Genomic DNA, 24239 nt, shown 5'->3' with positions numbered 1-24239 from the left:
GGGAGAGTAGGACACCGCCGAACAAATTTTGGGAAAGGCCCACGCCGTATGGCGTGGGCCTTTCTGCATTTACGGGTCTTTTCGCGGCTGCGTCTAAGCTCGGTGGTATGCGCTACGACCTGGTTATCTTCGACAACGACGGCGTCCTCGTCGACAGCGAGCCCATCTCCAACCGGCTCCTGGCCGCCTATCTCACCGAGCTGGGGCATCCCACCTCCTACGAGGACTCCATACGGGACTACATGGGATCCGCGATGCACCGGGTCCATGACCTCGTCCAGGAGCGCACCGGGCAGCGGCTGCCCGACGACTTCGATGACGTCTTCCATGCGCGGGTGTTCGCCGCCTTCGAGGCGGAGTTGAAGCCCGTCGCCGGGGTGGCGGAGGTCCTTGAGCGGCTGGCGGCCGACGGGGTGCCGTACTGCGTGGCGTCGTCCGGGAGCCATGAGCGGATTCGGGTGGGGCATCGGACGACCGGACTCGACCGGTGGTTCGACGAGTCGCGCATCTTCAGCTCGCAGGACGTGGGGAGAGGGAAGCCGGCGCCGGACCTCTTCCTTTACGCGGCCGAGCGGATGGGGGTCGCGCCGGGGCGTTGTGCCGTCGTGGAGGACAGTCCGCTGGGCGTGCAGGCCGCTGTCGCGGCCGGTATGGACGTGTACGGGTTCACGGCGATGACACCGGCCGACCGGCTGCGTGGGGCCACGCAACTCTTCTCCGATCCGGGGCAGTTGGCTGACCTGCTGGAATGACCGAGGGCAGCACGGCGGGGCTGACAATTGTCATGCCGAGCTACGGACGATCGTTCCTACTGGGGGACCCCGCCCGGACGCGAAGCTGAGAGCATGACGAAGACGACGAACGCCGGAGCCCGGAACAGCGACCAGGACAAGCGGCAGCCCAGCGTGCTGGAGAACTTCAAGCCGCTGATCGTGGACGTGGCGGTTCCCCTCGGGTCGTACTACCTCTTCAAGGACGCCTTCGGGATGAGTACCTTCGCGGCGCTCGCCTGGAGCAGTGTGGTGCCGGCCCTGCGGACGGTGTGGAGCGTGGTCAGGGAGCGTCGGGGTAACGCGTTCGCGGGGCTCATCCTGCTGGTGAACCTGGTCTCGCTGGCGCTGAGCTTCGTCTCCGGCGACCCGCGGCTGATGCTCGCCAAGGACAGCGGGGTCAGCAGCGCGATCGGGATCGCGATCCTGGTGTCGATCGTGATGGGCCGGCCGATGATGACCGAAGGGCTCAAGCCGTTCGTGCTGAAGGGCGACACGGCCAGGGCGGCGGCCTTCGAGCGGCTGCGGTCCGGATCCGCCGCGTTCCGGCGGTCGGAGCGGGTCTACTCTCTCGTGTGGGGCGTGCTGCTGCTCGCCGAGTGTGTGGTGCGGATCGTGGGGGCGTACACCCTGCCCGTGGACACCATGGTGTGGCTCGGCACGGTCATCCTGGTCAGTACGATCGGGATCGGAATGGTCGTCAGCGGCGGGCTCGCCGCCGAGCCGATGGCCCGGATGATCTCCGCCGAGGTGAAGGCCGCGGAGGAGGCCGGGGACAGCGTGCAGCGTGCGGTGCCTGTCGCCGCCTGACACCGCCGAACCGACCCGCCGAAGGTAAAGCTGAAGGAAATTCATCTTTGGCTGGATCTACCCACGAGTACGCCGGGGCCCTACGCTCGCCGCCATGACAGATGTGCTGCGGCGCGGTAGGGCCTCGTTGGCGTTCAGTTTCTTCACACAGGGCGCCACTTTCGCGCTGCTCGTGACGCGCATTCCCGCCATCCAGGACCGGTACGGCGTCTCCGACGCGCTGCTGCCGGTCTTTCTCGCCGCGGTGCCGATCCTGGCCGGCGTCGGCAGTGTGACCACCGAGCAGCTGGTGAAGCGCATACGGCCGAGCCGACTGCTGCGCTGGTCCCAGCCCGTGGTGATGCTGGCGCTGCTCGGGGTCGGGGCCGGCGGGCAGGTGGCCGAGCTGGCGGTCGCGCTGGCCGCGTTCGGGCTGGCGGTCGGGGCGTTGGACGCCTCGATGAACATGCTCGGGGTGAGCCTGCAGCGGACGTACGGACGCAGCATCATGCTCAGTTTCCATGCCGCCTACAGCCTCGGTGGGATCCTGGGGGCCTCGCTGGCCTGGGTGGGGGCGCACTGGCATCTCGCGTTGTGGGTGTCGTACCTGCCGGTCGTCGCGGTGCTGCTGCCGGCCGCGCTGGTGGGGAGCCGGTGGTATGTGGACGGCAAGCCGGCGCCGGTGGAGGACGCGGTGGACGGGACGAGCGCCGGTGCGGGCGGTGGTGTCGTCTTCAAGCTGCTGCTGCCGCTGTGTCTGGTGATGACCTTCGCCTACATCGGGGACTCGACGGTCTCCAACTGGAGTGCGAAGTATCTGAAGGACGTGCTGGGGAGCAGCGAGCAGCTGGCCACCGTGCCGTACAACGTGTACATGGTGACCACGCTGGTCGGGCGGGCCATCGGGGATTTCGGGGTGCGGAGGTTCGGGGCCGTGGCGGTCGTGCGGCTGGGGGCGCTGGTGGCGGCGGTCGGGTTCGCGGTGGTGGCGGGGGCGTCCGGGGCGTGGGTCGGGATGGTCGGGTTCACTCTGCTGGGGCTGGGACTGTGCGTGTTGGTACCGCAGACGTTCGCGGCGGCCGGGCGGTTGTTCCCGGGGGATTCGGATGCGGCCATCGCCCGGCTGAACATCTTCAACTACGTCGGGTTCCTGATCGGTTCGCCGTTGGTGGGCGCGCTGGGCGACGCGTGGAGCTATCGCGGGGCGATGCTGGTGCCGATGGTGTTGGTGCTGGTGACGTTGGTGTACGCCCGTTCGTTCGCGGTTCGGCCGGACCGATACGGTGGCGGACATGAGCGGCCGCGCACAGCTGATGTGGGACGAGGCAGTAACGGGCTATGACTTCGGTCCGGGCCATCCGATGGATCCGGTCCGGCTGGCGTTGACCCGGGGACTGGTCGATGCGTTCGGGCTCGACCGGGTGGTGGACGTCGTCGCGGCGAAGCCGGCCGGGGAGTCGACGCTTCGGCTGGTGCACCGGGAGGACTACGTCGAGGCGGTGAAGGCGGCCTCGGCCGATCCCGCGGCGGCTGACCAGTCGTACGGGCTGGGGACTCTGGACGATCCCGCGTTCGCCGGGATGCACGAGGTGTCCGCGTTGATCGCGGGGCAGTCGGTGGGGGCGGCGGAGGCGGTGTGGCGGGGAGACGCCGATCACGCCGTGAACTTCGCGGGCGGGTTGCATCACGCGATGCCGGGGGCGGCCTCCGGGTTCTGTATCTACAACGACGCCTCGCTTGCCATCGCCCGGTTGCTGGAGCTCGGGGCCGAGCGGGTCGCCTATGTCGACGTCGACGTGCATCACGGGGACGGGGTGCAGGCCGCGTTCTGGGAGGATCCGCGGGTTCTGACGATCTCGCTGCACGAGCATCCTCGTACGTTGTTCCCGGGGACCGGCTGGCCGACGGAGGTCGGGGCCGGGGCGGGGGAGGGTTCCGCGGCGAACGTGGCGCTGCCGGCCGGGACCGGGGACGCGGGGTGGTTGCGGGCGTTCCACGCGGTCGTGCCGGAGCTGGTCGCCGACTTCCGGCCGCAGGTGCTGGTGACCCAGCACGGCGCCGACACGCATTTCGAGGATCCGTTGGCGCATCTCGCCGTTTCGCTGGACGCGCAGCGGGCCGTGCAGGTCGCCTGCCATCAGCTGGCGCACGAGTATGCCGGGGGCAAGTGGGTCGCGCTGGGCGGCGGGGGATACGAGGTGGTGGATGTCGTGCCCCGGTCGTGGACGCACCTGGTGGCGATCGCCGCGGGGCGGGAGATCGCGCCCGAGGCGCTGGTCCCCGAGGCGTGGCGGCAGGAAGTGTTCGCCCGGACGCGGCAGTTGGGGCCCGGGCGGATGACGGACGGCCGGTGGCCGGTGGGGTGGGCGGAGTGGGAGGCGGGTTACGACCCCGCTGACCGCCTGGATCAGGCGGTGCTGGCTACTCGGCGGGCTGTGTATCCGCTGCGGGGGCTGTTGGCGTAGGGGTTGGTGGATCGTTACGCCAACCGTGGGGTGTTCCGCTGCTTTCGGGGTTTTCGGGCGGCCGGGTCCGTCACTATCTCTGGCGTGTCGAGTGGTGGTGGGCTTCGGGACTATCTGGTGGCCGTGGGGCTGGCGGGGGTGGTGGCTTCCTCTCGGGAGCGGAGTCTTCGGCGTTATCGGCTCTTCGCGGATCGGGATCCTCGGGTGTTGATCGGTATTGATCCGCAAGGGGGGTGGAGTGAGCGGGATTTGGTTCGGTTGATGGCGGGCAAGTGTGGGGTTTCGGACGATCCGCGGTGTGTTTCAGGGCATGATGTGATCGATCCGGAGCTGACCGTCGCCGCGCTGGATTCCTTCGCGGAGCGGGTGGGGGACGTGGCCCGGCGGCGGGCGCCCGTGTTGTTCGGAACCGGGCATCCGCATCGGCTGATCGGCTTCTACGCCGGTCTCGCGGACGCGTTGTCGGCGGCGGGGTGTGAGGTTCTCACCCCCGCGCAGGGTCGCTGTGTCGACATAACGACCCGGTTCGGTCTACGTACGTGCAACCTCGATTACGTACAAGGTGTCGGGTTGGTGCGGGAATCGGGAGGTGAACGCCCCGGTTGTGCGCCGGGTGCGCACACGCACTCACCGCTGCCGGTTCGGGTGGCGCTGGATGCGGCGGCGGACGGCGGCGGGCCGTTGCCCGAGCTGGTGGTGGGGGACCACGGGTGGGTCTGCGGTGCTGGTCAGCTCGGGTTTGAGGCCATTGGGCTGGCGGATACGGATGACCCCGCGCTCTTCGTGGGCGAGGCCGAGGGGGTCGTGTCCGTCGCCGTTCCGGTTGATGACGGCGTGCGGTCCGATTACTACACGCCGCTCACCCGCTACGTACTCAATCGAGCGTGTCTGTCACAGTAGGCCGCCGATGGGTGCACCTCTTCCCCACTCGCATCACCCGCCCCTACATTGGGGAGTGAGCACGCAACGACGAAGAGTCACCGGAAGGGGAAGCCGGTGGCCCGTCGAGTGCGGAAGGTTCAGGTGTGTCATGGCAGCTGGCGAGAGGCCTCTCAACGAGGTTGTGTTCCTTACCGTGGCGGAGGTCGCCGCGGTGATGCGAGTGTCGAAGATGACCGTGTACCGGTTGGTGCACAGCGGTCATCTGCCCGCGATCCGGGTGGGGCGGTCCTTCCGCGTCCCCGAGCAAGCGGTACACGAGTACCTTCGCGAGAGCTATGTGGGGGTAGAGACCGCCTGACGGCCGTTCCGGGATTCGTCCCGGAGCACCTCGATTACGACCTCAGCGCTCGGGCGGGTAGGCTAGCCCCTCGTAGGTCGTATGGGCCCATGGCGCCCAACACCGAGTGATGAGAAGTGAGCGAGGGTAGTCGTGGGCTCTGTTATCAAGAAGCGGCGCAAGCGGATGGCCAAGAAGAAGCACCGCAAGCTGCTCAAGCGCACGCGCGTTCAGCGCCGTAACAAGAAGTAATTACGGCGCCGAGCCGCGAGAGCTTGTGTATGGCCCCCCACCAGTACGGTGGGGGGCCATACGCATTTTCCGGCCGCGTCGGCTCGCCCTGGCCTGCTGAGGGTCATGCCAGCGCAACATCAACCCGCTAAGTTGGCCCGCATACGGGAACTACGGGTACTACGGGAACACGGAAGAAAGGCGCTGATCTTGGGGAAGGTCGTGCTCGTGACCGGAGTGGCCCGTCAACTTGGGGGCCGGTTCGTACGGCGGATCCAGCGTGACCCCGACGTCGACCGGGTCGTCGCCGTGGACGCGGTGCCGCCGGAGCACCATCTGGGCGGGGCCGACTTCATCCAGACCGACATCCGTCAGCCGGCCGTCGCCCGCATCCTCGCCGAGACCGGCGCCGACACCGTCGTCCACATGGACGTGACCGGTACGCCGCTCGGCAGCGGGAGCCGGGCCACCGTCAAAGAGACCAATGTCATCGGGACCATGCAGCTGCTCGGCGCCTGCCAGAAGTCGCCGGCCGTCAAGCGGCTGGTGATCAAGTCCAGTACGAACGTGTACGGCTCCGCGCCGAAGGATCCCGCCGTCTTCACGGAGACGACCCCGCCGAAATCGCTGCCCAGCGGCGGGTTCGCCAAGGACACGGTGGAGGTGGAGGGGTATGTGCGGGGGTTCGCGAGAAGGCGGCCGGACGTCGCCGTGTGTGTCCTGCGGTTCGCCAACATTCTCGGACCGACCGCCGATACTCCGCTCGCCTCCTATTTCTCCCTCCCCGTGCTGCCCACCGTCTTCGGATACGACCCCAGGCTGCAGTTCGTGCACGAGGACGATGTGATCGACGTCCTGCGGATCGCCTCGCACGAGCCGGCGCGGGGAACCCTGAACAGCGGCACGTTCAATGTCGCGGGCGACGGTGTGCTGTTGCTCTCGCAGTGCTCACGACGGCTGGGGCGGCCCACCGTGCCGTTGCTGCTGCCGGCGGTCACCTGGGCCGGGTCCCTGGTACGGACGCTCGGCATGAGCGACTTCTCGCCCGAGCAGATCCGGCTGCTGACGCACGGCCGGGTGGTCGCCACCGACCAGATGCGCGAGACGCTGGGATTCCAGCCGAAGTACACGACGGCGGAGACGTTCGCGGACTTCGTGCGCGCCCAGGCCATGGGGCTGCTGCCGCCGCAGGTGGTGGCCGCCGCCGTCGACCGGATCGCCGCCCTGAGCGGCGGGAAGACACCGACGCAGAGCGCCAACTGAGGAGCGCAACACGATGGCGGACGCCAAGGTCATTCCGTTCGACGACGACCGGTCCCGCGGGGCTGCCGTGCAGCGGCCGGCCCGGCGCCGGGGGCCGGGGAACCGGCGCAAGGGCGGCGGCGAGCAGGCGGTGGTGCGCGAGTCCGGGGTGGTGCGTGAGGTCCAGCCTCTCGCCGGGCGGATCCCCGCGCAGGAAGATGTTCATGTGACCCGGGAGAGCCCTGAGACGGGCATGGAGGAGCCGCGCGACGACGCCGGCCTGGAACGGCGCGTCGCACGCGGTCTCGCGTTTCTGCGCCGGCGGCTGACCGGGGACTACGAGGTCGACGACTTCGGGTACGACGAGGAGCTGACCGACCAGGTCCTGATGTCCATGCTGCGGCCGGTGTACGAGAAGTACTTCCGCGTCGAGGTGAAGGGCATGGAGAACATCCCGGCCGAGGGCGGTGCGCTGATCGTCGCCAACCACTCCGGGACGCTCCCGATGGACGGGCTGATGATGCAGGTCGCCGTGCACGACCATCACCCGGCGAATCGTCACCTCAGGCTGCTGGCGGCCGACCTGGTCTTCGTGCTGCCGGTGGTGAACGAACTGGCGCGCAAACTCGGGCACACGCTCGCGTGCGCGGAGGACGCCGAGCGGCTGCTGGGGCAGGGCGAGCTGGTCGGGGTGATGCCGGAGGGGTTCAAGGGCATCGGGAAGCCGTTCAGCGAGCGGTACAAGCTCCAGCGGTTCGGGCGGGGCGGGTTCGTGTCGACCGCGCTGCGGCAGGGGGCGCCGATCGTTCCCTGCTCGATCGTGGGGGCCGAGGAGATCTACCCGATGCTCGGCAACGCGAAGACGCTGGCGCGGGTGCTGGGGATTCCGTACTTCCCGCTGACGCCGACGTTTCCGTGGCTCGGGCCGCTCGGGGCGGTGCCGCTGCCGACGAAGTGGACGATTCAGTTCGGGGAGCCGATCCGTACGGACGGCTATCCGCCGGAGGCGGCCGAGGATCCGATGCTGATGTTCAACCTGACGGATCAGGTGCGGGAGCAGATCCAGCACACGCTGTACAAGTTGCTTGTGCAGCGGCGGTCGGTTTTTTTCTGAGTGCGATGCGTTGAGTGTCGCGTGCGGGTCCGGTGGGGGCTGGTCGCGCCCACGCGGCGGAGCCGCCTGTCAGATACAGCCCCGCGCCCCTGAAGGGGCGCTGAGGGCGCCCCTCGTGTGGAGAGGCGCCCTCGGACCCGCTAGTTCGACGCGTCCTCGCTGTCGATGCCCAGGCCCGGCAGGAGGCCGGGGAGGAGCGGGGGCAGGGTGACGTCCGGTTCGCTGGTCGGGCTCTTTGACGGGGACGCGCTGCTGCCGCCCGAACTCCCGGTCTTCGGGGGGTCCAGGAGGCCGCCTGTGGTGCCGCCGATCAGGCTGTCGTCGGCGCTGCCGGAGGCCGAGCCGCTGGGGCTGCCGGTGCCGGACTCGTGGCCCGAGGAGGAGCTGCCCGGGGACGAGGGGGCCGTCGACCGGTGGCTGCCGGAGGTGCCGGTGGACGCCGTCCCGGAGCCCTGCCTGCCGGTGCCGCCGCCGGTCTCCTGGGGCGGCTGGGGAAGCAGGGACTGCAGCGGGGCGACCTCTTCGTCTATGGCGTCGAAGACCGACGACACCTGCTGGCTGACGTCCCCGAGCTGGACCGGGAGCTTCTCGCGCAGCGCGCCCCAGGCCTCGCGGTGGGACTGGGCGAAGGCGGACAGCGCCTGCATGGGGCCGAGCGAGTTCGGATCGCGTTCGTAGGCCTCGTGCAGCAGCCGGTGGCCCTCGGTGACGTCGTGCTGCATCCCGGACAGGGTGCGGCGGATCTCGCCGATGGACTCGTGGTCGAGATGGCCGCCGCGATCACGGTCCATCAGCCGACGGGCCTCCATCAGCCTGGTCGAGGCCTGGTCGAGGTAGGTCTGGCCGCGCTGGTCGTCGCCGTCGGCCAGGTAGTTGAGCTTGAAGTCCTCGATGCCGCGTTTGAGGCCGTACAGGGAGTCGCCGGGCAGGGCGCCGGAGCTGGCGGCGGCTACCCCGCCGAAGGCTCCGGCGGCCACGCCGACGCTCAGGCCACCCGCGGCCAGGCTCTTGGTGAGCCGGGAACGCGGTCGCAGTTTGCCCAGCGGGCTGGCCCGGTGTGCGCCCTTGGCCCGGTGGGAGCGCTGCTCGGGAAGCGACGCGTCCGCCGCCCCGCCCAGGGTGCCCTCTGCCAGCATGGCCTCCATCGCGGCCACCAGCTGGGCCCGGTGGACGACCTTGACCTGCGGGTCGAGCACCGGCTTGGGCAGTGCGGCGAGCCCTGTCGCCAGGGCCATCAGCTCGCCCGGCTCGGTCCGTTCGGCCCGGTCCGGTGTGGCCGGCGGATCGCCCGCCGACCCCTCGGACCGCTCGGCCGCCGGCTCCCGGTCGGGCTGCTCCTCCAGGGCCTGGGCGAAGGCGTTCGCCCGCCGGTGCGCCGATACGTTCGCGATCACTGGCGGCACCTCCTCTCGTCATGACGGTCGACTCCCCAGGGGGTCCTGAGGGTTGCACGCCCTCGACCGATCCACACGATCGTGTGATCAGGGTCTTGCTGGACGTGACCACAGGGAGCCTGTATCCCGCACAACGAGCGGCTCGGCACTTGGGTTACGGACGATCGATGATCGGCTGAGAAAGGCAACAGGCTTTCACTCAACGTGAGTTGGGTGTCGCCGAGCGTGCCCGGCTCAGCGCGCGTCGTCCGGGAGGAGCCGGGCGAGAGTGCGCACGGCCCGGTACTGGAGGGTCTTGATGGCGCCCTCGTTCTTGCCCATCACGCGGGCGGTCTCGGCGACCGAGAGGCCCTGGAGGAAGCGGAGCGTCACACACTCCTGCTGCTGGGGGTTGAGTCGTCGTACGGCGTCCAGGAGCGCCGCGTTCGAGAGGGACTCCAGGACGGAGTCCTCCGGGGAGCGCTCGACCTCGTTGGCGTCGAGCATCTCACCGGTGGTGACCTCCAGCCGGAAACGGCTCGACTTGAAGTGGTCGGCGACCAGGTTGCGGGCGATGGTGACCAGCCAGGCGCCGAAGTCGCGGCCCTGCCAGGTGAAAGTGCCGATCCTTCGCAGGGCGCGCAGGAACGTCTCACTGGTGAGGTCCTCGGCGGTCGCCTTGCCGCCGACGCGGTAGTAGATGTAGCGGTAGACGGTGTCGCTGTACTGGTCGTAGAGGCGGCCGAAGGCGTCGGACTCGCCGGCCTGGGCACGCTCCACGAGGTCCATCATCCGGGCGCTGTCGCTGTCCGCGGCCGGGCGACGGGCGGTGGTCGCGGCGGTGCCGGTGGCACGGCCGCGTCTGCCGACGGCCGCGGTGCCGTCGGCCAGTGCGTAGCACGGGCCGATCGGTGCGGCGGTGGCGAAGGCGGGGACGGCGTACGCGGTCGGGACAACGCCGCGCAGCGTCTCTTTGACCGTTGCGACAGTTGCGCGCAGCGTAGCCAGGCCCGAGGCGTCAACCCCGACGTGTGGGTACACGGGACTCCCAGAGGCAGAGCTTCCATCACGTGCAGTACGGAACCTTTCACCCGTCGTAGCGACGGAGGGGTACCGGTTTGCGTCTGAGGAGAATAACGCTTCGTGCAGGCACTGCTACACCGAGTTGCTCAAATCACCGATTGCGTCGCTTCTGTAACCGATTTGGGGTGGTTCAAGTGCCGCAGGCTGATCGGTTGTTGATCAGAAAGATGCGTGTTGAGGCAGAGTCGAGGGCGTGTTGGGATGGCGGCGCGATAATTCGGGCGCGCGAGGTTTGGGGCGCGAGGTTGGGGGCGCCGGGGTGTTCGGGTGTGGGTGGGTGGGTGGGGGCGGGGGGTTTCGCTTGCCGGCGCTGGCAGGGTGCCTCCCCCAGAGGGGGTACCCCCAGCGCCCATCCGTGCCGCCTGGGGGCACCTCCCAGGCCCTCAAGGCACTGGGGGAGGCGCGACTGCCCGCGGGCTGGGTTGGAGACGCGGCTGGGGAGCGCCCCTTCAGGGGCGCGGGGAACTGCGCGAGCGGCCACAGGCCGGCCGCGGGCGGGATGCGGCCCGCAGCCCTACGGCGACGTCCCGCCAAGCGCGCCCCGCGCTATCGGCGCCGTCGGCTCAGTGCGATCGCCGCCGCCGTGCCACCGGCAACCGCTCCTACCCCGGCCGCCGCCGGGATGCCCACCTTCGCCGCCTTGCGCCCCGTGCGGTAGTCGCGCAGGCGCCAGTCCATCTCCCGCGCGTGCTTGCGCAGCTTCGTGTCCGGGTTGATGGCGTACGGGTGGCCGACCAGGGACAGCATCGGGATGTCGTTGTGGGAGTCGCTGTAGGCCGCGCAGCGGGAGAGGTCCAGGCCCTCGGCGGCGGCCAGGGCGCGTACCGCCTCGGCCTTCGCCGGACCGTGCAGGGGCTCGCCCACCAGCTTGCCCGTGTAGATGCCGCCCACCGACTCGGCGACCGTGCCGAGCGCTCCCGTCAGGCCCAGGCGGCGGGCGATCACGCCGGCGATCTCCACCGGCGCCGCTGTGACGAGCCACACCTTCTGGCCCGCGTCCAGGTGGGCCTGGGCGAGGGCGCGGGTGCCGGGCCAGATGCGCTCGGCCATGTACTCGTCGTAGATCTCCTCGCCGATGGTCTGGAGTTCGGCGACCCGGTGGCCCTTGACGATGGAGAGGGCGGAGTCCCGCGCGTCCTGGATGTGCTGCGGGTCCTCGACGCCGGCCAGCCGGAACCACGCCTGCTGCCAGGCGAACTTGGCCAGGTCGCGGGTCTCGAAGAACTTCCGCTTGTACAGGCCCCGGCCGAAGTGGAAGATCGCGGCACCCTGCATGACCGTGTTGTCGAGGTCGAAGAACGCGGCGGCCTTGGTGTCGCCGAGCACCGGGAAGTCCGGTTCTCCGGCGTCCTTGGACACGGTGCCGCCGGCCGGGGCCGACGCGTCCCCGGCCAGGGCTTCCTGGTTCTTGCGCGCGGCCTCCGCCGAGGCCTCGCCTGCCAACACGCTCCGCGCCGTGGCGGAGCGCCTACGGGGAGTGAGCCATCCGAGAGCGGCCATGTCGTGAGCATAGCCAGTCCGTTCGGATGTCCCGGAGTCGCGGGAGTTGGATGGGTGTGAACTCTCCGCGACCGGTCCGTTAAACAAGGCGTCGAACAGGGCGCGGCAGGTGGCGCGGCAGGGCGGGAGAATGGACCGCATGAGTCCTCTCTTCGGCCGCAAGGCGTCTGCGTCTCGTGCGCGTTTGGTCACTCTGATCCGTAAGCCGGGTTGTCATTTGTGCGATGACGCACAGGTCGTGGTCGAGAAGGTGTGCGGCGAGCTGGGGGTGGACTGGGAAGGGAAGGACATCACCCAGGATTCGCACCTGCACGATCTGTACTGGGAGCAGATTCCGGTCGTACTGGTCGACGGTGAACAGCACACCTTCTGGCGTGTGAACGAAGAGCGCCTCCGCAAGGCACTGACTGACTAGTCCAAACGGGCCGGAAAGTCGCTTAGGATCGACGGCGGTCTGGTCTCGGGGGCGGGATTCGTGAGGAGTGTGTACTGTTTTGCCCCCATCCGAGATGGAGCGCGAGCGTGTGTGCGCCGGTTCCCCGCGACTGCGCCGGGGGTGCGTGACCCCGGTCACGTTGGCCGGGCAAATCGGACACCATCTTTGTGCACGCGTTCACAAAGACATAGCCTGCTGTCGACGGGGCGGTCTGGGAACGTGTGACCGTCCGCAGCCCCGCTCTACCCGCAGGAGCACCGTGGCAACTGGCCGAACTCACCGACCGGCGACCCGCAGCCGAGGGATCCCCGAGGCCACCGTCGCCAGGCTTCCGCTGTACCTCCGGGCGCTGACCGCACTGTCGGAGCGCTCGGTACCCACGGTCTCCTCCGAGGAGCTGGCGGCCGCCGCGGGGGTCAACTCCGCGAAGCTGCGCAAGGACTTCTCCTACCTGGGTTCGTACGGAACGCGCGGTGTCGGCTACGACGTCGAGTATCTCGTTTACCAGATCTCCCGTGAGCTTGGCCTGACCCAGGACTGGCCGGTTGTGATCGTCGGTATCGGTAACCTCGGCGCCGCTCTCGCCAACTACGGCGGCTTCGCCTCCCGCGGCTTCCGGGTCGCGGCCCTGATCGACGCCGATCCGGCGATGGCCGGAAAGCCGGTCGCGGGCATCCCCGTGCAGCACACGGACGACCTGGAGAAGATCATCACCGACAACGGTGTGTCGATCGGGGTCATCGCCACGCCCGCCGGTGCCGCCCAGCAGGTCTGTGACCGGCTCGTGGCCGCCGGGGTCACCTCCATCCTGAACTTCGCGCCCACCGTGCTGACCGTCCCGGACGGCGTCGACGTCCGCAAGGTCGACCTCTCCATCGAGCTGCAGATCCTCGCCTTCCACGAGCAGCGCAAGGCCGGCGAGGAGCACGAGGCGACGGTCGCGCCCGTCGCCGCCCGCCAGGAGTCCACCGAGCAGGGACCCGACGGGGACGTACCCGCCGTGATGCCGGCATGAGTCTCCTCGTCGTCGGGCTGAGCCACCGCAGCGCCCCGGTCAGCGTCCTGGAAAGGGCCGCGCTCGCCACGGACGCCCAGGTCAAGCTCGTCCAGGACACGGTCGCCGCCGAACCGGCCGGCGAGGCCGCGGTGCTCGCCACCTGCAACCGCATCGAGCTCTACGCCGACGTGGACAAGTTCCACGCCGGAGTCGCCGAGCTGTCCACGCTGCTCGCCCAGCACAGCGGGGTCGGCCTCGACGAGCTCACCCCCTATCTCTACGTGCACTACGAGGACCGGGCCGTCCACCATCTGTTCTCGGTGGCCTGCGGGCTGGACTCGATGGTCGTGGGCGAGGGCCAGATCCTCGGGCAGATCAAGGACTCGCTCAACCTGGCGCAGGAGCTGAACAGCGCCGGCCGGCTGATGAACGACCTCTTCCAGCAGGGACTGAGAGTCGGCAAACGCGCCCACTCCGAGACCGGGATCGACCGGGCCGGACAGTCCGTGGTCACCTTCGGCCTGGAGCAGCTCGCCGCCGGTACCGACGTCGAGACCTGGGCCAAGGGCAAGCGGGCGCTGGTCATCGGTGCCGGCTCGATGTCCTCGCTGGCCGCCGCCACACTGGCCCGAGCGGGCGTCGCGGAGATCGTCGTCGCGAACCGGACGTACGACCGCGCCGAGCGCCTCGCCCACCTGCTCGAGGAGCAGTACGGACGGCGTCCGGACGACAGCGACGGCACGGACGTGGTGGCCCGCGCGGTACCGATGGACTCGGTGCCGTTCGAGCTGACACGTGCCGACGTCGCCGTCTCCTGCACCGGGGCCACCGGGCTGGTGCTGACGGCCGAGGCGGTCGCCGCGGCGGTCGAGGGGCGGACCGGCGCGCCGGTCGCCGAGATCGCGGACGACCGTCCGGCGCAGGGCGCCCCGAAGCCGACCGTCACCGGCCTCGGCAACGACGAGAACTGCCCGCTCGACCTCACCGCCGAGCAGAGCGGCTTCTCCGTGATGGGCGAGGCCGCCGTCGCCGGAATGGCCGCCGCCGAGCTGGAGCAGCACGCGGCCTGGGTGGACAACGGCACCGTCGACATCCGGGAGGCCGGGCGCCGTACGCCCGAGGCCGAGGCGGAGCTGATCGGCGCGCTCGCCGCGACCGCCGCCCGGGTGGGGCGCATCCCCGAACTGCGCAGGCCCGAGCCGGTCGCCGGCTTCGCCCGGCCCGCCCCCGCGCTCTTCCTCCTCGACCTCGCCATGCCCCGCGACATCGACGCGGCCGCGCACCGGCTGGCCGGGGTGCGGCTGGTGGACATCGAGTCGCTGGCGGAGGCGTCCGCGGACGCCCCCATGGCGGCCGACGTCGACCAGGTACGACGGATCGTCGCCGACGAGGTGACCGCCTTCGGGGCGGCGCAGCGGGCCGCGCACATCACGCCGACCGTGGTCGCGCTGCGCACCATGGCCGCCGACGTGGTGGCCGGTGAGATCGCGCGGCTCGACGGGCGCCTGCCCGACCTGGACGAACGGCAGCGCGGAGAGATCCGGCAGGCCGTGCACCGGGTCGTCGACAAGCTCCTGCACGCGCCGACGGTACGGGTCAAGCAGCTGGCCGCGGAGCCCGGCGGTGCCGGGTACGCGGACGCGCTGCGGACCCTGTTCGACCTCGACCCCGAGACGGTGGCCGCCGTCTCCCGGGCCGTGGACAGCACAGACAAGAAGGACCGACCGGAATGAGTGACAAACCACTGCGACTGGGGACCAGGCGATCCACACTCGCCATGGCCCAGTCCGGGCGAGTGGCGGAAGCCGTGAGCCAGGTGACCGGACGGCCCGTCGAGCTCGTCGAGATCACCACTTACGGCGACACCTCCCGCGAGCACCTCGCACAGATCGGCGGCACGGGTGTCTTCGTGACCGCCCTGCGGGACGCGCTGCTGCGCGACGAGGTCGACTTCGCGGTTCACTCGCTCAAGGACCTCCCGACCACGCAGCCCGAGGACCTGGTCCTGGCCGCCGTACCGGTACGCGAGGACCCGCGTGACGTGATCGTCGCCCGGGACGCGCTGAAGTTCACCGACCTGCCGCGCGGCGCGCGCATCGGCACCGGTTCGCCGCGCCGGATGGCGCAGCTGAACGCGTACGCACGCACCCACGGGCTGGACGTCGAGACCGTCCCGGTCCGCGGGAACGTCGACACGCGGATCGGATACATACACGACGGCGAGCTCGATGCCGTGGTGCTGGCCGCGGCGGGACTCAGCCGCATCGGTCGCATCGACGAGGTGACCGACTTCCTGTCGGTCGACACGGTTCTGCCCGCCCCCGGCCAGGGGGCACTGGCGATCGAATGCGCCGCGGACAACGCGTCGCTGATCGCCGCGCTCGGGGAACTCGACGACCCGTTCACGCGGGCCGCCGTGACCGCCGAGCGATCACTGCTCGCCGCCCTGGAGGCCGGCTGCTCCGCCCCTGTGGGCGCGCTTGCCGACCTGCTGGCCGACGGGCAGATTGTCAAGGAAATGCGCCTGCGTGGCGTCGTCGGCACGACCGACGGCACACGGATGGTGCAGTTGTCCACCACCGGTCCCGTGCCCGAGACAAACGACCAGGCGACGGCGCTCGGTCGCGAACTCGCCACCGAGATGCTTGCCCAGGGCGCGGCCGGTCTGATGGGGGAGCGAGCACAGTGAGCCCCACCAACCTTCCCGCCGGCCTCGATCACGGGCACGTCACCTTCCTGGGTGCCGGACCCGGGGATCCGGGACTGCTGACCTTGCGTGCCGTGGAGGCACTGTCCAGCGCGGACGTCCTGGTCGCCGAGCACGACGTGCTCGACGTGATCAGGGCCCACGCCAGGCAGGGCGTCTCCGTCGTACCCATGAATCCGGGTTCCTCGTCGGACCCGTATCAGGGCACAGGCACGCCTCAACTCACGGTTGTTGACGGAGCGTCAACAACCGCTGCGCTCCCGCCCACGCGGGATGCCGCTCATCTTGTCATGGAGGCCGCACGGGGCGGCAGGCGGGTCGTCCGTGCGGTGTCCGGGGACCCGGGACTTGATACGTACGCGACCGAGGAAATGCTCGCCTGCGCCGCCGCCGGTGTGCCCTTCGAGGTCGTGCCCGGTGTCGCCACGGCCGTCGGCGTACCCGCGTACGCCGGTGTGCCGCTGCGGGACGCCCAGGGCGCCGACGTCCGCTTCGTGGACGCCCGTACGGCCTCCGACCGGTGCTGGACCGAGGTCGGCGCCTCGGACGGCACGGTCGTGGTGTCGACGACCCTCGACTCGGTGGCCGCGGCCGCCGGGGAACTGGTCGCCGCCGGCCGCAAGCCGGACACCCCGATGACGGTCACCGTCGCCGGTACCACCACCCGGCAGCGGACCTGGACCGCCACCCTCGGCACGGTCGCCCAGACCCTGAAGCAGGCGAAGGTGCTGCCCTCGCCGGAGGGCGGCCGCCCGGTGATAGCCGTGGTCGGTGAGCGGTCGTCCGCCGCCCAGCGCGACCAGTTGTCGTGGTTCGAGTCCAAGCCGCTGTTCGGCTGGAAGGTACTCGTGCCGCGTACGAAGGAGCAGGCGGCGACCCTCTCCGACCAGCTGCGGTCGTACGGCGCCGTGCCGCACGAGGTGCCGACGATCGCCGTCGAACCGCCGCGCACGCCCCAGCAGATGGAGCGGGCCGTGAAGGGGCTCGTCACCGGGCGGTACGAGTGGATCGCGTTCACGTCGGTCAACGCGGTGAAGGCGGTCCGGGAGAAGTTCGAGGAGTACGGGCTCGATGCCCGGGCCTTCGCGGGGATCAAGGTCGCCGCGGTCGGCGAGCAGACCGCCAAGGCGCTGGTCGCCTTCGGCGTGAAGCCGGACCTGGTGCCGAGCGGTGAGCAGTCGGCCGCCGGGCTGCTTGAGGACTGGCCGCCCTACGACCCGGTCTTCGACCCGATCGACCGGGTGTTCCTGCCGCGCGCCGACATCGCCACGGAGACGCTGGTCGCCGGGCTGATCGAGCTGGGCTGGGAGGTGGACGACGTCACGGCCTACCGGACCGTGCGGGCGTCGCCGCCGCCGGCCGACACCCGGGAGGCCATCAAGGGCGGCGGCTTCGACGCGGTTCTCTTCACGTCGTCGTCCACCGTGCGGAACCTCGTGGGTATCGCCGGGAAGCCGCACAACGTGACGGTCATCGCGTGCATCGGTCCGGCCACGGCCAAGACGGCCGAGGAGCACGGGCTGCGGGTGGACGTGATGGCTCCGGAGCCGTCGGCCGGGAAGCTGGCGGAGGCGCTGGCGGAGTTCGGGCTGCGGAGGCGTGCGAGTGCGCTGGAGGCCGGGGATCCGGTGACGCGGCCGAGTGAGCGGCGGCCGGGGGCTCGGCGGCGGCGCAGCACTACGTGAGTCAGGCCGCAGGGGGGGTCTGGGGGCTGCGTCCCTCGGACCCCCCTTGTGTGTATCCGCTTGTGGGTGATCCGCGGGTGGGTGGGGGCTGGTCGCGCAGTTCCCCGCGCCCCTGTCGGGGCGCCTCGCTGTCGAGGATCTTCTTGAGGACCGGAGCCGCGGCAACCTCGCCCCGGCCCGGAGCGCCGACGCTACGTCGGCAAGCGCGCCCGGATGGCGGGCGTAGCGTAGGGGACATGACGAAGTACGGCTCCTTCCCCGGCACGCGGCCGCGTCGGCTGCGGACCACCCCCGTCATGCGGCGCATGGTCGCCGAGACCCGGCTGCACCCCGCGGACTTCATCCTCCCGGCGTTCGTGCGCGAGGGCGTCACCGAACCGGTACCGATCGCCGCCATGCCCGGCGTCGTCCAGCACACCCGCGACACCTTGAAGAAGGCGGCCCTGGAGGCCGTCGAGGCGGGCATCTCCGGGATCATGCTGTTCGGGGTGCCGGAAGAGGGCAAGAAGGACGCCCTCGGGACGCCCGGCACCGACCCTGACGGGATTCTCCAGGTCGCGCTGCGGGACGTGCGGGCCGAGGTCGGCGACGAGCTCCTCGTGATGTCCGACCTCTGCCTCGACGAGACCACCGACCACGGGCACTGCGGGGTGCTGGACGCCGAGGGGCGCGTCGACAACGACGCCACCCTTGAGCGGTACGCCGAGATGGCCCAGGTGCAGGCCGACGCGGGCGCCCATGTCGTCGGGCCCAGCGGGATGATGGACGGGCAGATCGGCGTCGTCCGCGACGCCCTCGACCAGATCGGGCGGGAGGACGTCGCCGTCCTCGCCTACACCGCCAAGTACGCCTCCGCCTTCTACGGGCCCTTCCGGGAGGCCGTCGGGTCCTCCCTGAAGGGGGACCGCAAGACCTACCAGCAGGACCCGGCCAACGTGCGGGAGTCCATGCGCGAGCTGGCCCTGGACCTGGAGGAGGGGGCAGACATGGTGATGGTCAAGCCGGCCGGGCCCTACCTGGACGTCCTCGCCCGGGTCGCCGACGCCGTGGACGTGCCGGTCGCCGCCTACCAGATCTCCGGCGAGTACTCGATGGTCGAGGCCGCCGCCGAGAAGGGCTGGATCGACCGCGACCGGGCCATCCTGGAGACCCTGACCGGCATCAAGCGCGCCGGCGCGCAGAACATCCTCACCTACTGGGCGGTCGAGGCCGCGCGGATGCTCGGCTGAGCCCGAGGGGCAAGGGCGGTGCCCGCTGTGAGTTGTCGCAGCGGGCACTTTCAAGTCGCCTGCGGGGTTGGTTTGTTGGCCGCCGGCTCACCAGTTGAGGGCGTCGTTCCGGTCCTGCTGCCAGTACGTCACCCGCAGCGAGCTGTCGTAGTACACGCCCTTCGCCGGCAGTGACGGTGTCGCCGAGGCACCGCCGCTGCTGTTCGGGGACATGCCCTGGAAGGCGACGACCAGTTTGCGGCCGGTCGTACCGCCGTCGCCGCTGCCGTCGGCCGCGGACAGCAGCACGCCCGCGTACCCGGACTCGCCCGGGGCGAGGGTGGTGACCGCCTGCGGGTGGGTCTCCTCGGCGGGCTGCGGGACCCACTGCATCTCGTCGAAGCGGAGCACGGGGTAGTACGTCAGGTAGCAGGTCCTGCTGCCGGTGTTCTTCACCGTGATCAGCATGTGGTTCAGCGGGCGGGAGAGCGGCTGGACGGTGACGGTGCTGTTGGAGCCGTTGCAGAGGACGGTGGCGGACTTGCCGCCGCTCCCGCCGCCGCTCGGCGTCTTCGTGGCCGTGTCGCTCACGGGCGCGGACGTCGACTTGCCGGTGCCGGTGGCGGTGCCCGTCCCGGTGCCCGTGCCGCCGTCGGCGGTCTCCGAGGGCTTCGGCGCCGCTGCCGTCGGCGTCGACTCGGTCGTCGTCGACCGGGACGCTCCCTCGTCTCGTGCGCCCGTTCCGTTCTCGCAGGCCGTGAGGGCGAGAGCGGCGACGGCGGCGCCGGTGGCGGCGAGCAGACGGACACGGCGGGCGGTACGCATGGCGAATCCTCTTTCGAGTGGCGGCGTGCTTGGATGGCCACAGCCTGCGGGCCGCCCCGTCCCGTCCGCCACAGTTGCCGGACGATCAGGGACGCTGGAACGGCCACACCGGCTTTGAACTGGGAGAACATCCCTCCCCTGGAACGCGGGAACGGGATGTGGGGGGACGGAGGAACCGTGTCGGACGGCGCTGCGGGAAGCGGCTTCGCGGAGTTGTTGCGGGAACTGAAGGACCGCTCGAGACTGAGTTACGGCACGCTCGCCAAGCGGCTGCACATGAGCACCTCGACCCTGCACCGCTACTGCAACGGGGACGCCGTACCGGCGGACTACGCCCCCGTGGAACGCCTCGCCCGGCTCTGCAAGGCCGGCCCCGAGGAACTCGTCGAACTGCACCGGCAGTGGGTGCTGGCGGATGCGGTGCGGGGGCGGAAGCCGGACGCGCCGGAGAAGCCGGACGCGTCGCAGAGACAGGAGACGACCGAGAAGGCGGCCGAGACGGTCGTGACAGCGGAGCCGGAGCCGGACTCGGTGGCGGTGCCGGAGTCGGAGCCGGTGGCGGAGGTGGTGGTCGGGCCGGGTGTCGCCGGGCGTGGCCGCCGTGTGCCGCGGCCCGCGCTCCTCGCCGGGATCGCGGTCGTCGTCCTGCTCGTCGCCGCCGTCGCCGCCGTACGCCTGCCCTCCGGCGGGACGGACGAGAAGAACGCGGGGCCCGCGGGCGCCACCGCCGCGGTCGGCGCCGCTCCGCACCGCACGCACCGCTCCTCGACGACGCCGACGCCCGGCTCGTCCGCCGCCTCGAAGACCCCCTCCGCCTCGTCCTCGGCGCCGGCCGCCGGTCCGGCCGAGGACACCGCCACGGCCGGCTCCTCGCCCACCGCGGACGTCAGCACGGCCGCACCCCCGCTCACCGTCAACACCCAGCCCTACAGCTGGGAGAGCCCCTGCTCCCAGCACTACCTGATCGACCGGGCCCCGGGCCACGTGGCGCCGCCGCCGCTGGAGTCCGACGCGACCGCGTGGGTGACCGCGCACCAGGCGGTCTCCTCGGGGGAGCAGTACGTCACGCTGACCGTGCAGGGCAGCGGCACCGGGTCCGTGGTGCTGGAGGGGCTCACCGTCCGTACGGCGGAGCGGAGTTCGCCGCTCGCCTGGAACGACTACGCGATGGGATATCCGGGCGTCGGCTGCGGCGGGAACGTGCCCACCCGCTCCTTCACCGTCGCCCTGGACGCGATGCGGCCGGCGGTCGTGCCGGAGGCGGGGCACCGGGACTTCCCGTTCAAGGTGAGCGAGTCGGACCCGGAGGTGTTCTACATCAGGGCCGACGCCTCGGCGTACTACGTGGGCTGGTACCTGGAGCTGTCCTGGTCCAGCGGGTCACGGCACGGGACGCTGCGGATCGACGACAAGGGGCGGCCGTTCCGCACGAGCGGGAACAACGGGCGGCCCGCCTACGAGTTCCCGCTGGGCGGCGAGGCCTGGCGGGCCGCGTCGTCGGCGGGGTGAGACAGGGACGCGGCGGAGGGGCCCTCGTCGCGTACGCCCTCGCCGTCCCGGCAGCCGCCGAGGGCGGTCGTGGCGACCAGCGCCAGGGCGGCCGCCGCCAGGAGACGGCGGCGGACGGCGGCCGGGGTGGGGCGCGTGGCGGACATGCGGGGGCTCCCTTGATGTCGTCGGCGTGCTCGGCGGTGTCGGCATGGTCGGCGATCTCGGTGTGCCCTCAGCCTGTGGGGTGGCGGGCCCGGACCGCCAGAGCGCACCGGTGATTCGGGACGCGTGAACCCGGTCCACGCCTTGGACCTGCACGGATCCCACTGCGTGGGACGGCGGGACGGGACGCCCGCGCACTCGGATCCGGTGCCTGGGCGCCGTTCGTCCGTATCGCGGAATCACGGGTGTGGACGGCATCCACCTCCCTAGGCTCCGGCCAAGACGAGGAACAGCCCGAGGAGCCGTCCATGACCGTCACCAGCGCCCCAGCCGCCCTGCCGCCGCTCGCGGCCCGGGCCCGTACCGTCGGCGGTTCGCCGGTGCGGGAGATCCTCGCGGTGACCGCACGCCCCGAAGTGATCAACTTCGCGGGCGGGCTGCCGGCCCCCGAACTCTTCGACCGGGAGGGCATCGCGGCCGCCTTCCGGACGGTGCTGGAGGAGTCGCCGGAACGGGCGTTGCAGTACTCGACGACGGAGGGCGAGCCGGCCCTGAGGGCCGGGCTGGCGGCACGCGCCACCGCACAGGGCCTGCCCACCGACCCCGACGACCTGCTGATCACCACCGGCTCCCAGCAGGCCCTCTCCCTCCTGGCGAGCGCGCTGATAGACCCCGGTGACACGGTCCTCGTCGAAAGCCCCTGCTATCTGGCGGCACTTCAGGTCTTCGGGCTGGCCGGCGCCCGGATCCTGCCCGTCCCGGGCGACGCGGACGGCGTCGACCCGGCCGCCCTGGAGGAACTCATCCGCGCCGAGCGGCCCAAACTCCTCTACCTCGTCCCGACCTTCCAGAACCCCACCGGCCGCACCATGCCCGCCGTCCGCCGCGCCGCCCTCGCCACGACCGCCGCCCGGCACGGCCTGTGGATTATCGAGGACGACCCCTACGGCGAACTCCGCTACGACGGCGACCGCGTCCCCTGGATCGCGTCCCTCCCCGGCGCCGCGGACCGGGTGGTCCTGCTCGGCTCCTTCTCCAAGGTGATGGCACCCGGCCTGCGCCTCGGCTGGCTCCGCGCCCCCGGCGCACTGCGCCGCGCCTGCGCGGTGGCCAAGCAGGCGGCCGACCTGCACACCCCCACCCTCAACCAGCTCGCCGCCGCCCGGTACCTGGACGTCCTGGACGGCCATGTCGCGAAGGTGCGCGCGGTGTACGGCGCACGCCGGGACGCCATGCTGGCCGGCCTCGCCGACGCCCTCCCGGCCGGCTCCACCTGGAACCGGCCCGAGGGCGGCATGTTCCTCTGGGCCCGGCTCCCGGAGCCGTACGACACCACCGCCCTGCTCCGCCGGGTGGTGGAGCACGACGTGGCCTACGTCCCCGGTGAGCCCTTCTACGCCGCCGACCCCGACCGCTCCACCCTGCGGCTGTGCTTCGTGACCCAGACGCCGGAGGAGATCGCGGAGGGACTGCGCAGGCTGGCCGCGGGGCTCAGCGGCTGAGCCGGATCAGTCCCACCGGGTCAGTCCCACCAGAAGTGCCACAGCCGCTCGCCGACCAGCTGCTCGGCGTACGACGACAGGGTGTCGTCGGCGCCGGGCAGCACGCTGTACGGGCAGAACGCGAAGTGCTCGGCGGCCACCGCCTCCGCCTCGTCGAGGTCGGCGGGCGGGGCGGCCACGGAGACGGCGAGATGGTCCAGGCCGAGGGCCACCACCCGTATCCCGAACCGGTCCTCCCAGGAGCGCAGCACCGCGCACAGCCGGGCCACGTCCTCCTCGTGGTTCACCGGCCCGCTCCAGCCGATGGCCGCCGGTATGTCCGCGCTGCGCCGGGCCGACACCAGCGCCAGGTGCGGCTCCTTCAGCCAGGGCCGCCCCAGGCTCAGCATGTCGGCGACATCGGCGGCCCGCGCGTCCGGGTCGGCGACCAGCGTCGGGGCGAGGGCGAGCCCCGGCCACTCCTCGCCGTCCGGCGGGTCCTCCTCCCAGTAGTCCTCCAGCACCTCGTCGGCGTCGTGGTCCCCGGGGTACGACGTCTCCTCGGGCGCGAAGTCCCAGTCGTCGACCTCGGACACGTCGATGAGCACCGGCAGCAGCCCCGCGCGGCCGGCCGGGGCGCCCAGCGCCGTCCAGGTCCCGGGACCGGCGGGCTGCCCCGCGTACCACAGCAACGGCTGGTGCCACGGGCCGTCGAGGGTCTCGTCCAGCAGTGTGCCGGGCGGGAGTTGGAGCCCCAGGGACCGACCGCTCGGGTCGGTCGCCAGCTTGGGCAGCGGGTTGGGAAGAGTCGCCATGCCACAGACTGTAAAGGCGCCCACTGACAACGACGTTGGCGACCACATGAAGCCTTCCTCAACCCCCGCCGTACCCCTGCGCCGCGACCACCTCCCGCAGTGCCAGACAGCGCCCCGCCGGCTCGCCGGCCAGGGCGCACAGCTGCTCCACGGCCGCACGCGGCGGCAGGGCACGGCCGCCCAGATAACGCTGCCAGGACGACTTGCTGAACGTCGTCCGCGCCGCCAGCCCCGCCAGGCTCAGCCCGGTGCGGTCCCGTAACGCGCGCAGGGCGGCGGGCACCGCCTCCGCGCCGCCGCCCCGGGCCGCCACCTCGTGCAGCGCGAGCAGCCCCACCGGATCGCCGCCGCCGAGCCGGGCCAGCGCCGCCACCGCCTCCGGGGGCGGCAGCGAACGGCCCGCCAGATAGCGCTCCCAGGACTTCGGGCTGTATCCGGTGTGCGACGCCAGCCGGTGCAGACTCAGCCCGCTGCGCTCCTTCAGCCGACGCAACCGGACGATCAACTGCCGTAAGCACGGCTCCAGTTCGACAGGCAGCGCTTTCCCGTGACGCGACATGCCCCCCCGATCGTCGTCCCTGTCCGGCTGACGGATCGGGCGCGGTGCCCGTATGAGTCCGGCGGTGGCCGTCCTGTCGTACCGCCG

General features: G+C 71.1%; 23 protein-coding genes and 2 pseudogenes. 17 read left to right on the top strand and 8 right to left on the bottom strand.

Annotation, left to right across the window (positions count from 1 at the left end):
* The first annotated feature begins 107 nt into the window (after positions 1-107).
* The 9 genes from ACZ5K7_RS38095 (at position 108) to ACZ5K7_RS38055 (ending at position 7830) form a co-directional block, all read left to right on the top strand.
* Positions 108-752, top strand: a complete 645-nt coding sequence (locus ACZ5K7_RS38095) for an HAD family hydrolase (protein ID WP_468921197.1) — start codon at positions 108-110, stop codon at positions 750-752.
* A gap of 93 nt (positions 753-845) precedes the next feature.
* Positions 846-1580 carry a VC0807 family protein gene (locus ACZ5K7_RS38090; RefSeq protein WP_468921194.1) on the top strand — a complete coding sequence of 245 codons (735 nt, stop codon included), beginning with the start codon at positions 846-848 and terminating at the stop codon, positions 1578-1580.
* A gap of 94 nt (positions 1581-1674) precedes the next feature.
* Positions 1675-2901 (top strand): MFS transporter, encoded by a 1227-nt coding sequence (locus ACZ5K7_RS38085; RefSeq protein ID WP_468921191.1) that lies wholly within the window; start codon positions 1675-1677, stop codon positions 2899-2901.
* The gene (locus tag ACZ5K7_RS38080) at positions 2852-4024 is read left to right on the top strand and encodes an acetoin utilization protein AcuC (protein WP_468921188.1); all 1173 of its coding nucleotides are present in this window, start codon (positions 2852-2854) and stop codon (positions 4022-4024) included. Before ACZ5K7_RS38085 ends, ACZ5K7_RS38080 begins: the two co-directional genes overlap by 50 nt.
* Before the next feature lie 84 nt (positions 4025-4108).
* Positions 4109-4924, top strand: coding sequence for a phosphatase (locus tag ACZ5K7_RS38075; RefSeq protein WP_468921186.1), 816 nt, complete (start codon positions 4109-4111; stop codon positions 4922-4924).
* Positions 4925-5054: 130 nt separating this feature from the next.
* On the top strand, positions 5055-5264 hold the full coding sequence (locus ACZ5K7_RS38070; RefSeq protein WP_067299677.1) for a helix-turn-helix domain-containing protein: 210 nt from the start codon (positions 5055-5057) through the stop codon (positions 5262-5264).
* A 132-nt stretch (positions 5265-5396) separates the two neighbouring features.
* Complete coding sequence (locus tag ACZ5K7_RS38065; protein ID WP_003948845.1) at positions 5397-5495, top strand: 30S ribosomal protein bS22; 99 nt, start codon at positions 5397-5399, stop codon at positions 5493-5495.
* A gap of 189 nt (positions 5496-5684) precedes the next feature.
* Positions 5685-6737: an NAD-dependent epimerase/dehydratase family protein gene (locus ACZ5K7_RS38060; RefSeq protein WP_468921183.1), complete on the top strand. Its 1053-nt coding sequence runs from the start codon at positions 5685-5687 to the stop codon at positions 6735-6737.
* 13 nt (positions 6738-6750) lie between these two features.
* A complete protein-coding gene (locus ACZ5K7_RS38055; RefSeq protein WP_351694470.1) occupies positions 6751-7830 on the top strand; it encodes a lysophospholipid acyltransferase family protein in 1080 nt (359 codons plus the stop codon).
* 140 nt (positions 7831-7970) lie between these two features.
* Here ACZ5K7_RS38055 and ACZ5K7_RS38050 read toward each other — a convergent pair whose 3' ends face one another.
* From ACZ5K7_RS38050 to ACZ5K7_RS38040, 3 genes are all read right to left on the bottom strand, one after another.
* On the bottom strand, positions 7971-9224 hold the full coding sequence (locus ACZ5K7_RS38050; protein ID WP_468921180.1) for a DUF5667 domain-containing protein: 1254 nt from the start codon (positions 9222-9224) through the stop codon (positions 7971-7973).
* Positions 9225-9458: 234 nt separating this feature from the next.
* Positions 9459-10244: an ECF subfamily RNA polymerase sigma factor, BldN family gene (locus ACZ5K7_RS38045; RefSeq protein ID WP_351694464.1), complete on the bottom strand. Its 786-nt coding sequence runs from the start codon at positions 10242-10244 to the stop codon at positions 9459-9461.
* Positions 10245-10832: 588 nt separating this feature from the next.
* Positions 10833-11786: an HAD family hydrolase gene (locus ACZ5K7_RS38040; RefSeq protein WP_351694461.1), complete on the bottom strand. Its 954-nt coding sequence runs from the start codon at positions 11784-11786 to the stop codon at positions 10833-10835.
* A gap of 139 nt (positions 11787-11925) precedes the next feature.
* Here ACZ5K7_RS38040 and ACZ5K7_RS38035 point away from each other — a divergent pair, with 139 nt between their 5' ends.
* From ACZ5K7_RS38035 to hemB, 6 genes are all read left to right on the top strand, one after another.
* Entirely contained in the window at positions 11926-12201 is a 276-nt protein-coding gene (locus tag ACZ5K7_RS38035) for a glutaredoxin family protein (protein WP_351694458.1), read from the top strand.
* Positions 12202-12481: 280 nt separating this feature from the next.
* Complete coding sequence (locus ACZ5K7_RS38030; RefSeq protein WP_468921175.1) at positions 12482-13237, top strand: redox-sensing transcriptional repressor Rex; 756 nt, start codon at positions 12482-12484, stop codon at positions 13235-13237.
* Positions 13234-14952, top strand: a complete 1719-nt coding sequence (locus tag ACZ5K7_RS38025) for a glutamyl-tRNA reductase (protein WP_468921173.1) — start codon at positions 13234-13236, stop codon at positions 14950-14952. Before ACZ5K7_RS38030 ends, ACZ5K7_RS38025 begins: the two co-directional genes overlap by 4 nt.
* Positions 14949-15908 carry a hydroxymethylbilane synthase gene (hemC, locus tag ACZ5K7_RS38020; protein WP_351694449.1) on the top strand — a complete coding sequence of 320 codons (960 nt, stop codon included), beginning with the start codon at positions 14949-14951 and terminating at the stop codon, positions 15906-15908. The genes ACZ5K7_RS38025 and hemC overlap by 4 nt, the downstream gene beginning before the upstream one ends.
* A complete protein-coding gene (locus ACZ5K7_RS38015) occupies positions 15905-17611 on the top strand; it encodes a bifunctional uroporphyrinogen-III C-methyltransferase/uroporphyrinogen-III synthase (protein ID WP_468921170.1) in 1707 nt (568 codons plus the stop codon). Before hemC ends, ACZ5K7_RS38015 begins: the two co-directional genes overlap by 4 nt.
* 236 nt (positions 17612-17847) lie before the next feature.
* Positions 17848-18840 (top strand): porphobilinogen synthase, encoded by a 993-nt coding sequence (gene hemB / locus ACZ5K7_RS38010; protein WP_351694443.1) that lies wholly within the window; start codon positions 17848-17850, stop codon positions 18838-18840.
* Between the two features lie 87 nt (positions 18841-18927).
* Here hemB and ACZ5K7_RS38005 read toward each other — a convergent pair whose 3' ends face one another.
* A complete protein-coding gene (locus ACZ5K7_RS38005; RefSeq protein WP_468921168.1) occupies positions 18928-19644 on the bottom strand; it encodes a DUF4232 domain-containing protein in 717 nt (238 codons plus the stop codon).
* A gap of 177 nt (positions 19645-19821) precedes the next feature.
* Here ACZ5K7_RS38005 and ACZ5K7_RS38000 point away from each other — a divergent pair, with 177 nt between their 5' ends.
* The gene (locus ACZ5K7_RS38000; protein WP_468921165.1) at positions 19822-21153 is read left to right on the top strand and encodes a helix-turn-helix domain-containing protein; all 1332 of its coding nucleotides are present in this window, start codon (positions 19822-19824) and stop codon (positions 21151-21153) included.
* Here ACZ5K7_RS38000 and ACZ5K7_RS37995 read toward each other — a convergent pair.
* On the bottom strand, positions 21099-21299 hold the full coding sequence (locus ACZ5K7_RS37995; protein ID WP_351694434.1) for a hypothetical protein: 201 nt from the start codon (positions 21297-21299) through the stop codon (positions 21099-21101). The two genes, ACZ5K7_RS38000 and ACZ5K7_RS37995, sit on opposite strands and share 55 nt — an antisense overlap.
* 306 nt (positions 21300-21605) lie before the next feature.
* Here ACZ5K7_RS37995 and ACZ5K7_RS37990 point away from each other — a divergent pair, with 306 nt between their 5' ends.
* Positions 21606-22799 carry an aminotransferase-like domain-containing protein gene (locus tag ACZ5K7_RS37990; protein ID WP_468921162.1) on the top strand — a complete coding sequence of 398 codons (1194 nt, stop codon included), beginning with the start codon at positions 21606-21608 and terminating at the stop codon, positions 22797-22799.
* 20 nt (positions 22800-22819) lie between these two features.
* Here ACZ5K7_RS37990 and ACZ5K7_RS37985 read toward each other — a convergent pair whose 3' ends face one another.
* From ACZ5K7_RS37985 to ACZ5K7_RS37975, 3 genes and pseudogenes are all read right to left on the bottom strand, one after another.
* Positions 22820-23593, bottom strand: coding sequence for a DUF4253 domain-containing protein (locus ACZ5K7_RS37985; protein ID WP_351694429.1), 774 nt, complete (start codon positions 23591-23593; stop codon positions 22820-22822).
* 67 nt (positions 23594-23660) lie between these two features.
* A pseudogene (locus tag ACZ5K7_RS37980) lies at positions 23661-23906 on the bottom strand (helix-turn-helix domain-containing protein); the annotation flags it as partial.
* Between the two features lie 84 nt (positions 23907-23990).
* Positions 23991-24152, bottom strand: a pseudogene (locus tag ACZ5K7_RS37975) (helix-turn-helix domain-containing protein); the annotation flags it as partial.
* Between the last annotated feature and the right edge of the window lie 87 nt (positions 24153-24239).

This window comes from Streptomyces sp. NPDC031497 (genome assembly GCF_055580905.1).
This window is presented reverse-complemented; position numbering and strand designations above follow the sequence as displayed.

Excerpts from the sequence above, each read along its gene's own strand:
- ACZ5K7_RS37995 (WP_351694434.1), bottom strand. The coding sequence starts at position 21,299 with ATGTCCGCCACGCGCCCCACCCCGGCCGCCGTCCGCCGCCGTCTCCTG.
- ACZ5K7_RS38040 (WP_351694461.1), bottom strand. The coding sequence starts at position 11,786 with ATGGCCGCTCTCGGATGGCTCACTCCCCGTAGGCGCTCCGCCACGGCG.
- ACZ5K7_RS38090 (WP_468921194.1), top strand. The coding sequence starts at position 846 with ATGACGAAGACGACGAACGCCGGAGCCCGGAACAGCGACCAGGACAAG.
- ACZ5K7_RS38005 (WP_468921168.1), bottom strand. The coding sequence starts at position 19,644 with ATGCGTACCGCCCGCCGTGTCCGTCTGCTCGCCGCCACCGGCGCCGCC.
- ACZ5K7_RS38025 (WP_468921173.1), top strand. The coding sequence starts at position 13,234 with ATGAGTCTCCTCGTCGTCGGGCTGAGCCACCGCAGCGCCCCGGTCAGC.
- ACZ5K7_RS38095 (WP_468921197.1), top strand. The coding sequence starts at position 108 with ATGCGCTACGACCTGGTTATCTTCGACAACGACGGCGTCCTCGTCGAC.
- ACZ5K7_RS38085 (WP_468921191.1), top strand. The coding sequence starts at position 1,675 with ATGACAGATGTGCTGCGGCGCGGTAGGGCCTCGTTGGCGTTCAGTTTC.
- ACZ5K7_RS38070 (WP_067299677.1), top strand. The coding sequence starts at position 5,055 with ATGGCAGCTGGCGAGAGGCCTCTCAACGAGGTTGTGTTCCTTACCGTG.
- ACZ5K7_RS37990 (WP_468921162.1), top strand. The coding sequence starts at position 21,606 with ATGACCGTCACCAGCGCCCCAGCCGCCCTGCCGCCGCTCGCGGCCCGG.
- hemB (WP_351694443.1), top strand. The coding sequence starts at position 17,848 with ATGACGAAGTACGGCTCCTTCCCCGGCACGCGGCCGCGTCGGCTGCGG.
- ACZ5K7_RS37985 (WP_351694429.1), bottom strand. The coding sequence starts at position 23,593 with ATGGCGACTCTTCCCAACCCGCTGCCCAAGCTGGCGACCGACCCGAGC.
- ACZ5K7_RS38080 (WP_468921188.1), top strand. The coding sequence starts at position 2,852 with ATGAGCGGCCGCGCACAGCTGATGTGGGACGAGGCAGTAACGGGCTAT.
- hemC (WP_351694449.1), top strand. The coding sequence starts at position 14,949 with ATGAGTGACAAACCACTGCGACTGGGGACCAGGCGATCCACACTCGCC.
- ACZ5K7_RS38035 (WP_351694458.1), top strand. The coding sequence starts at position 11,926 with ATGAGTCCTCTCTTCGGCCGCAAGGCGTCTGCGTCTCGTGCGCGTTTG.
- ACZ5K7_RS38055 (WP_351694470.1), top strand. The coding sequence starts at position 6,751 with ATGGCGGACGCCAAGGTCATTCCGTTCGACGACGACCGGTCCCGCGGG.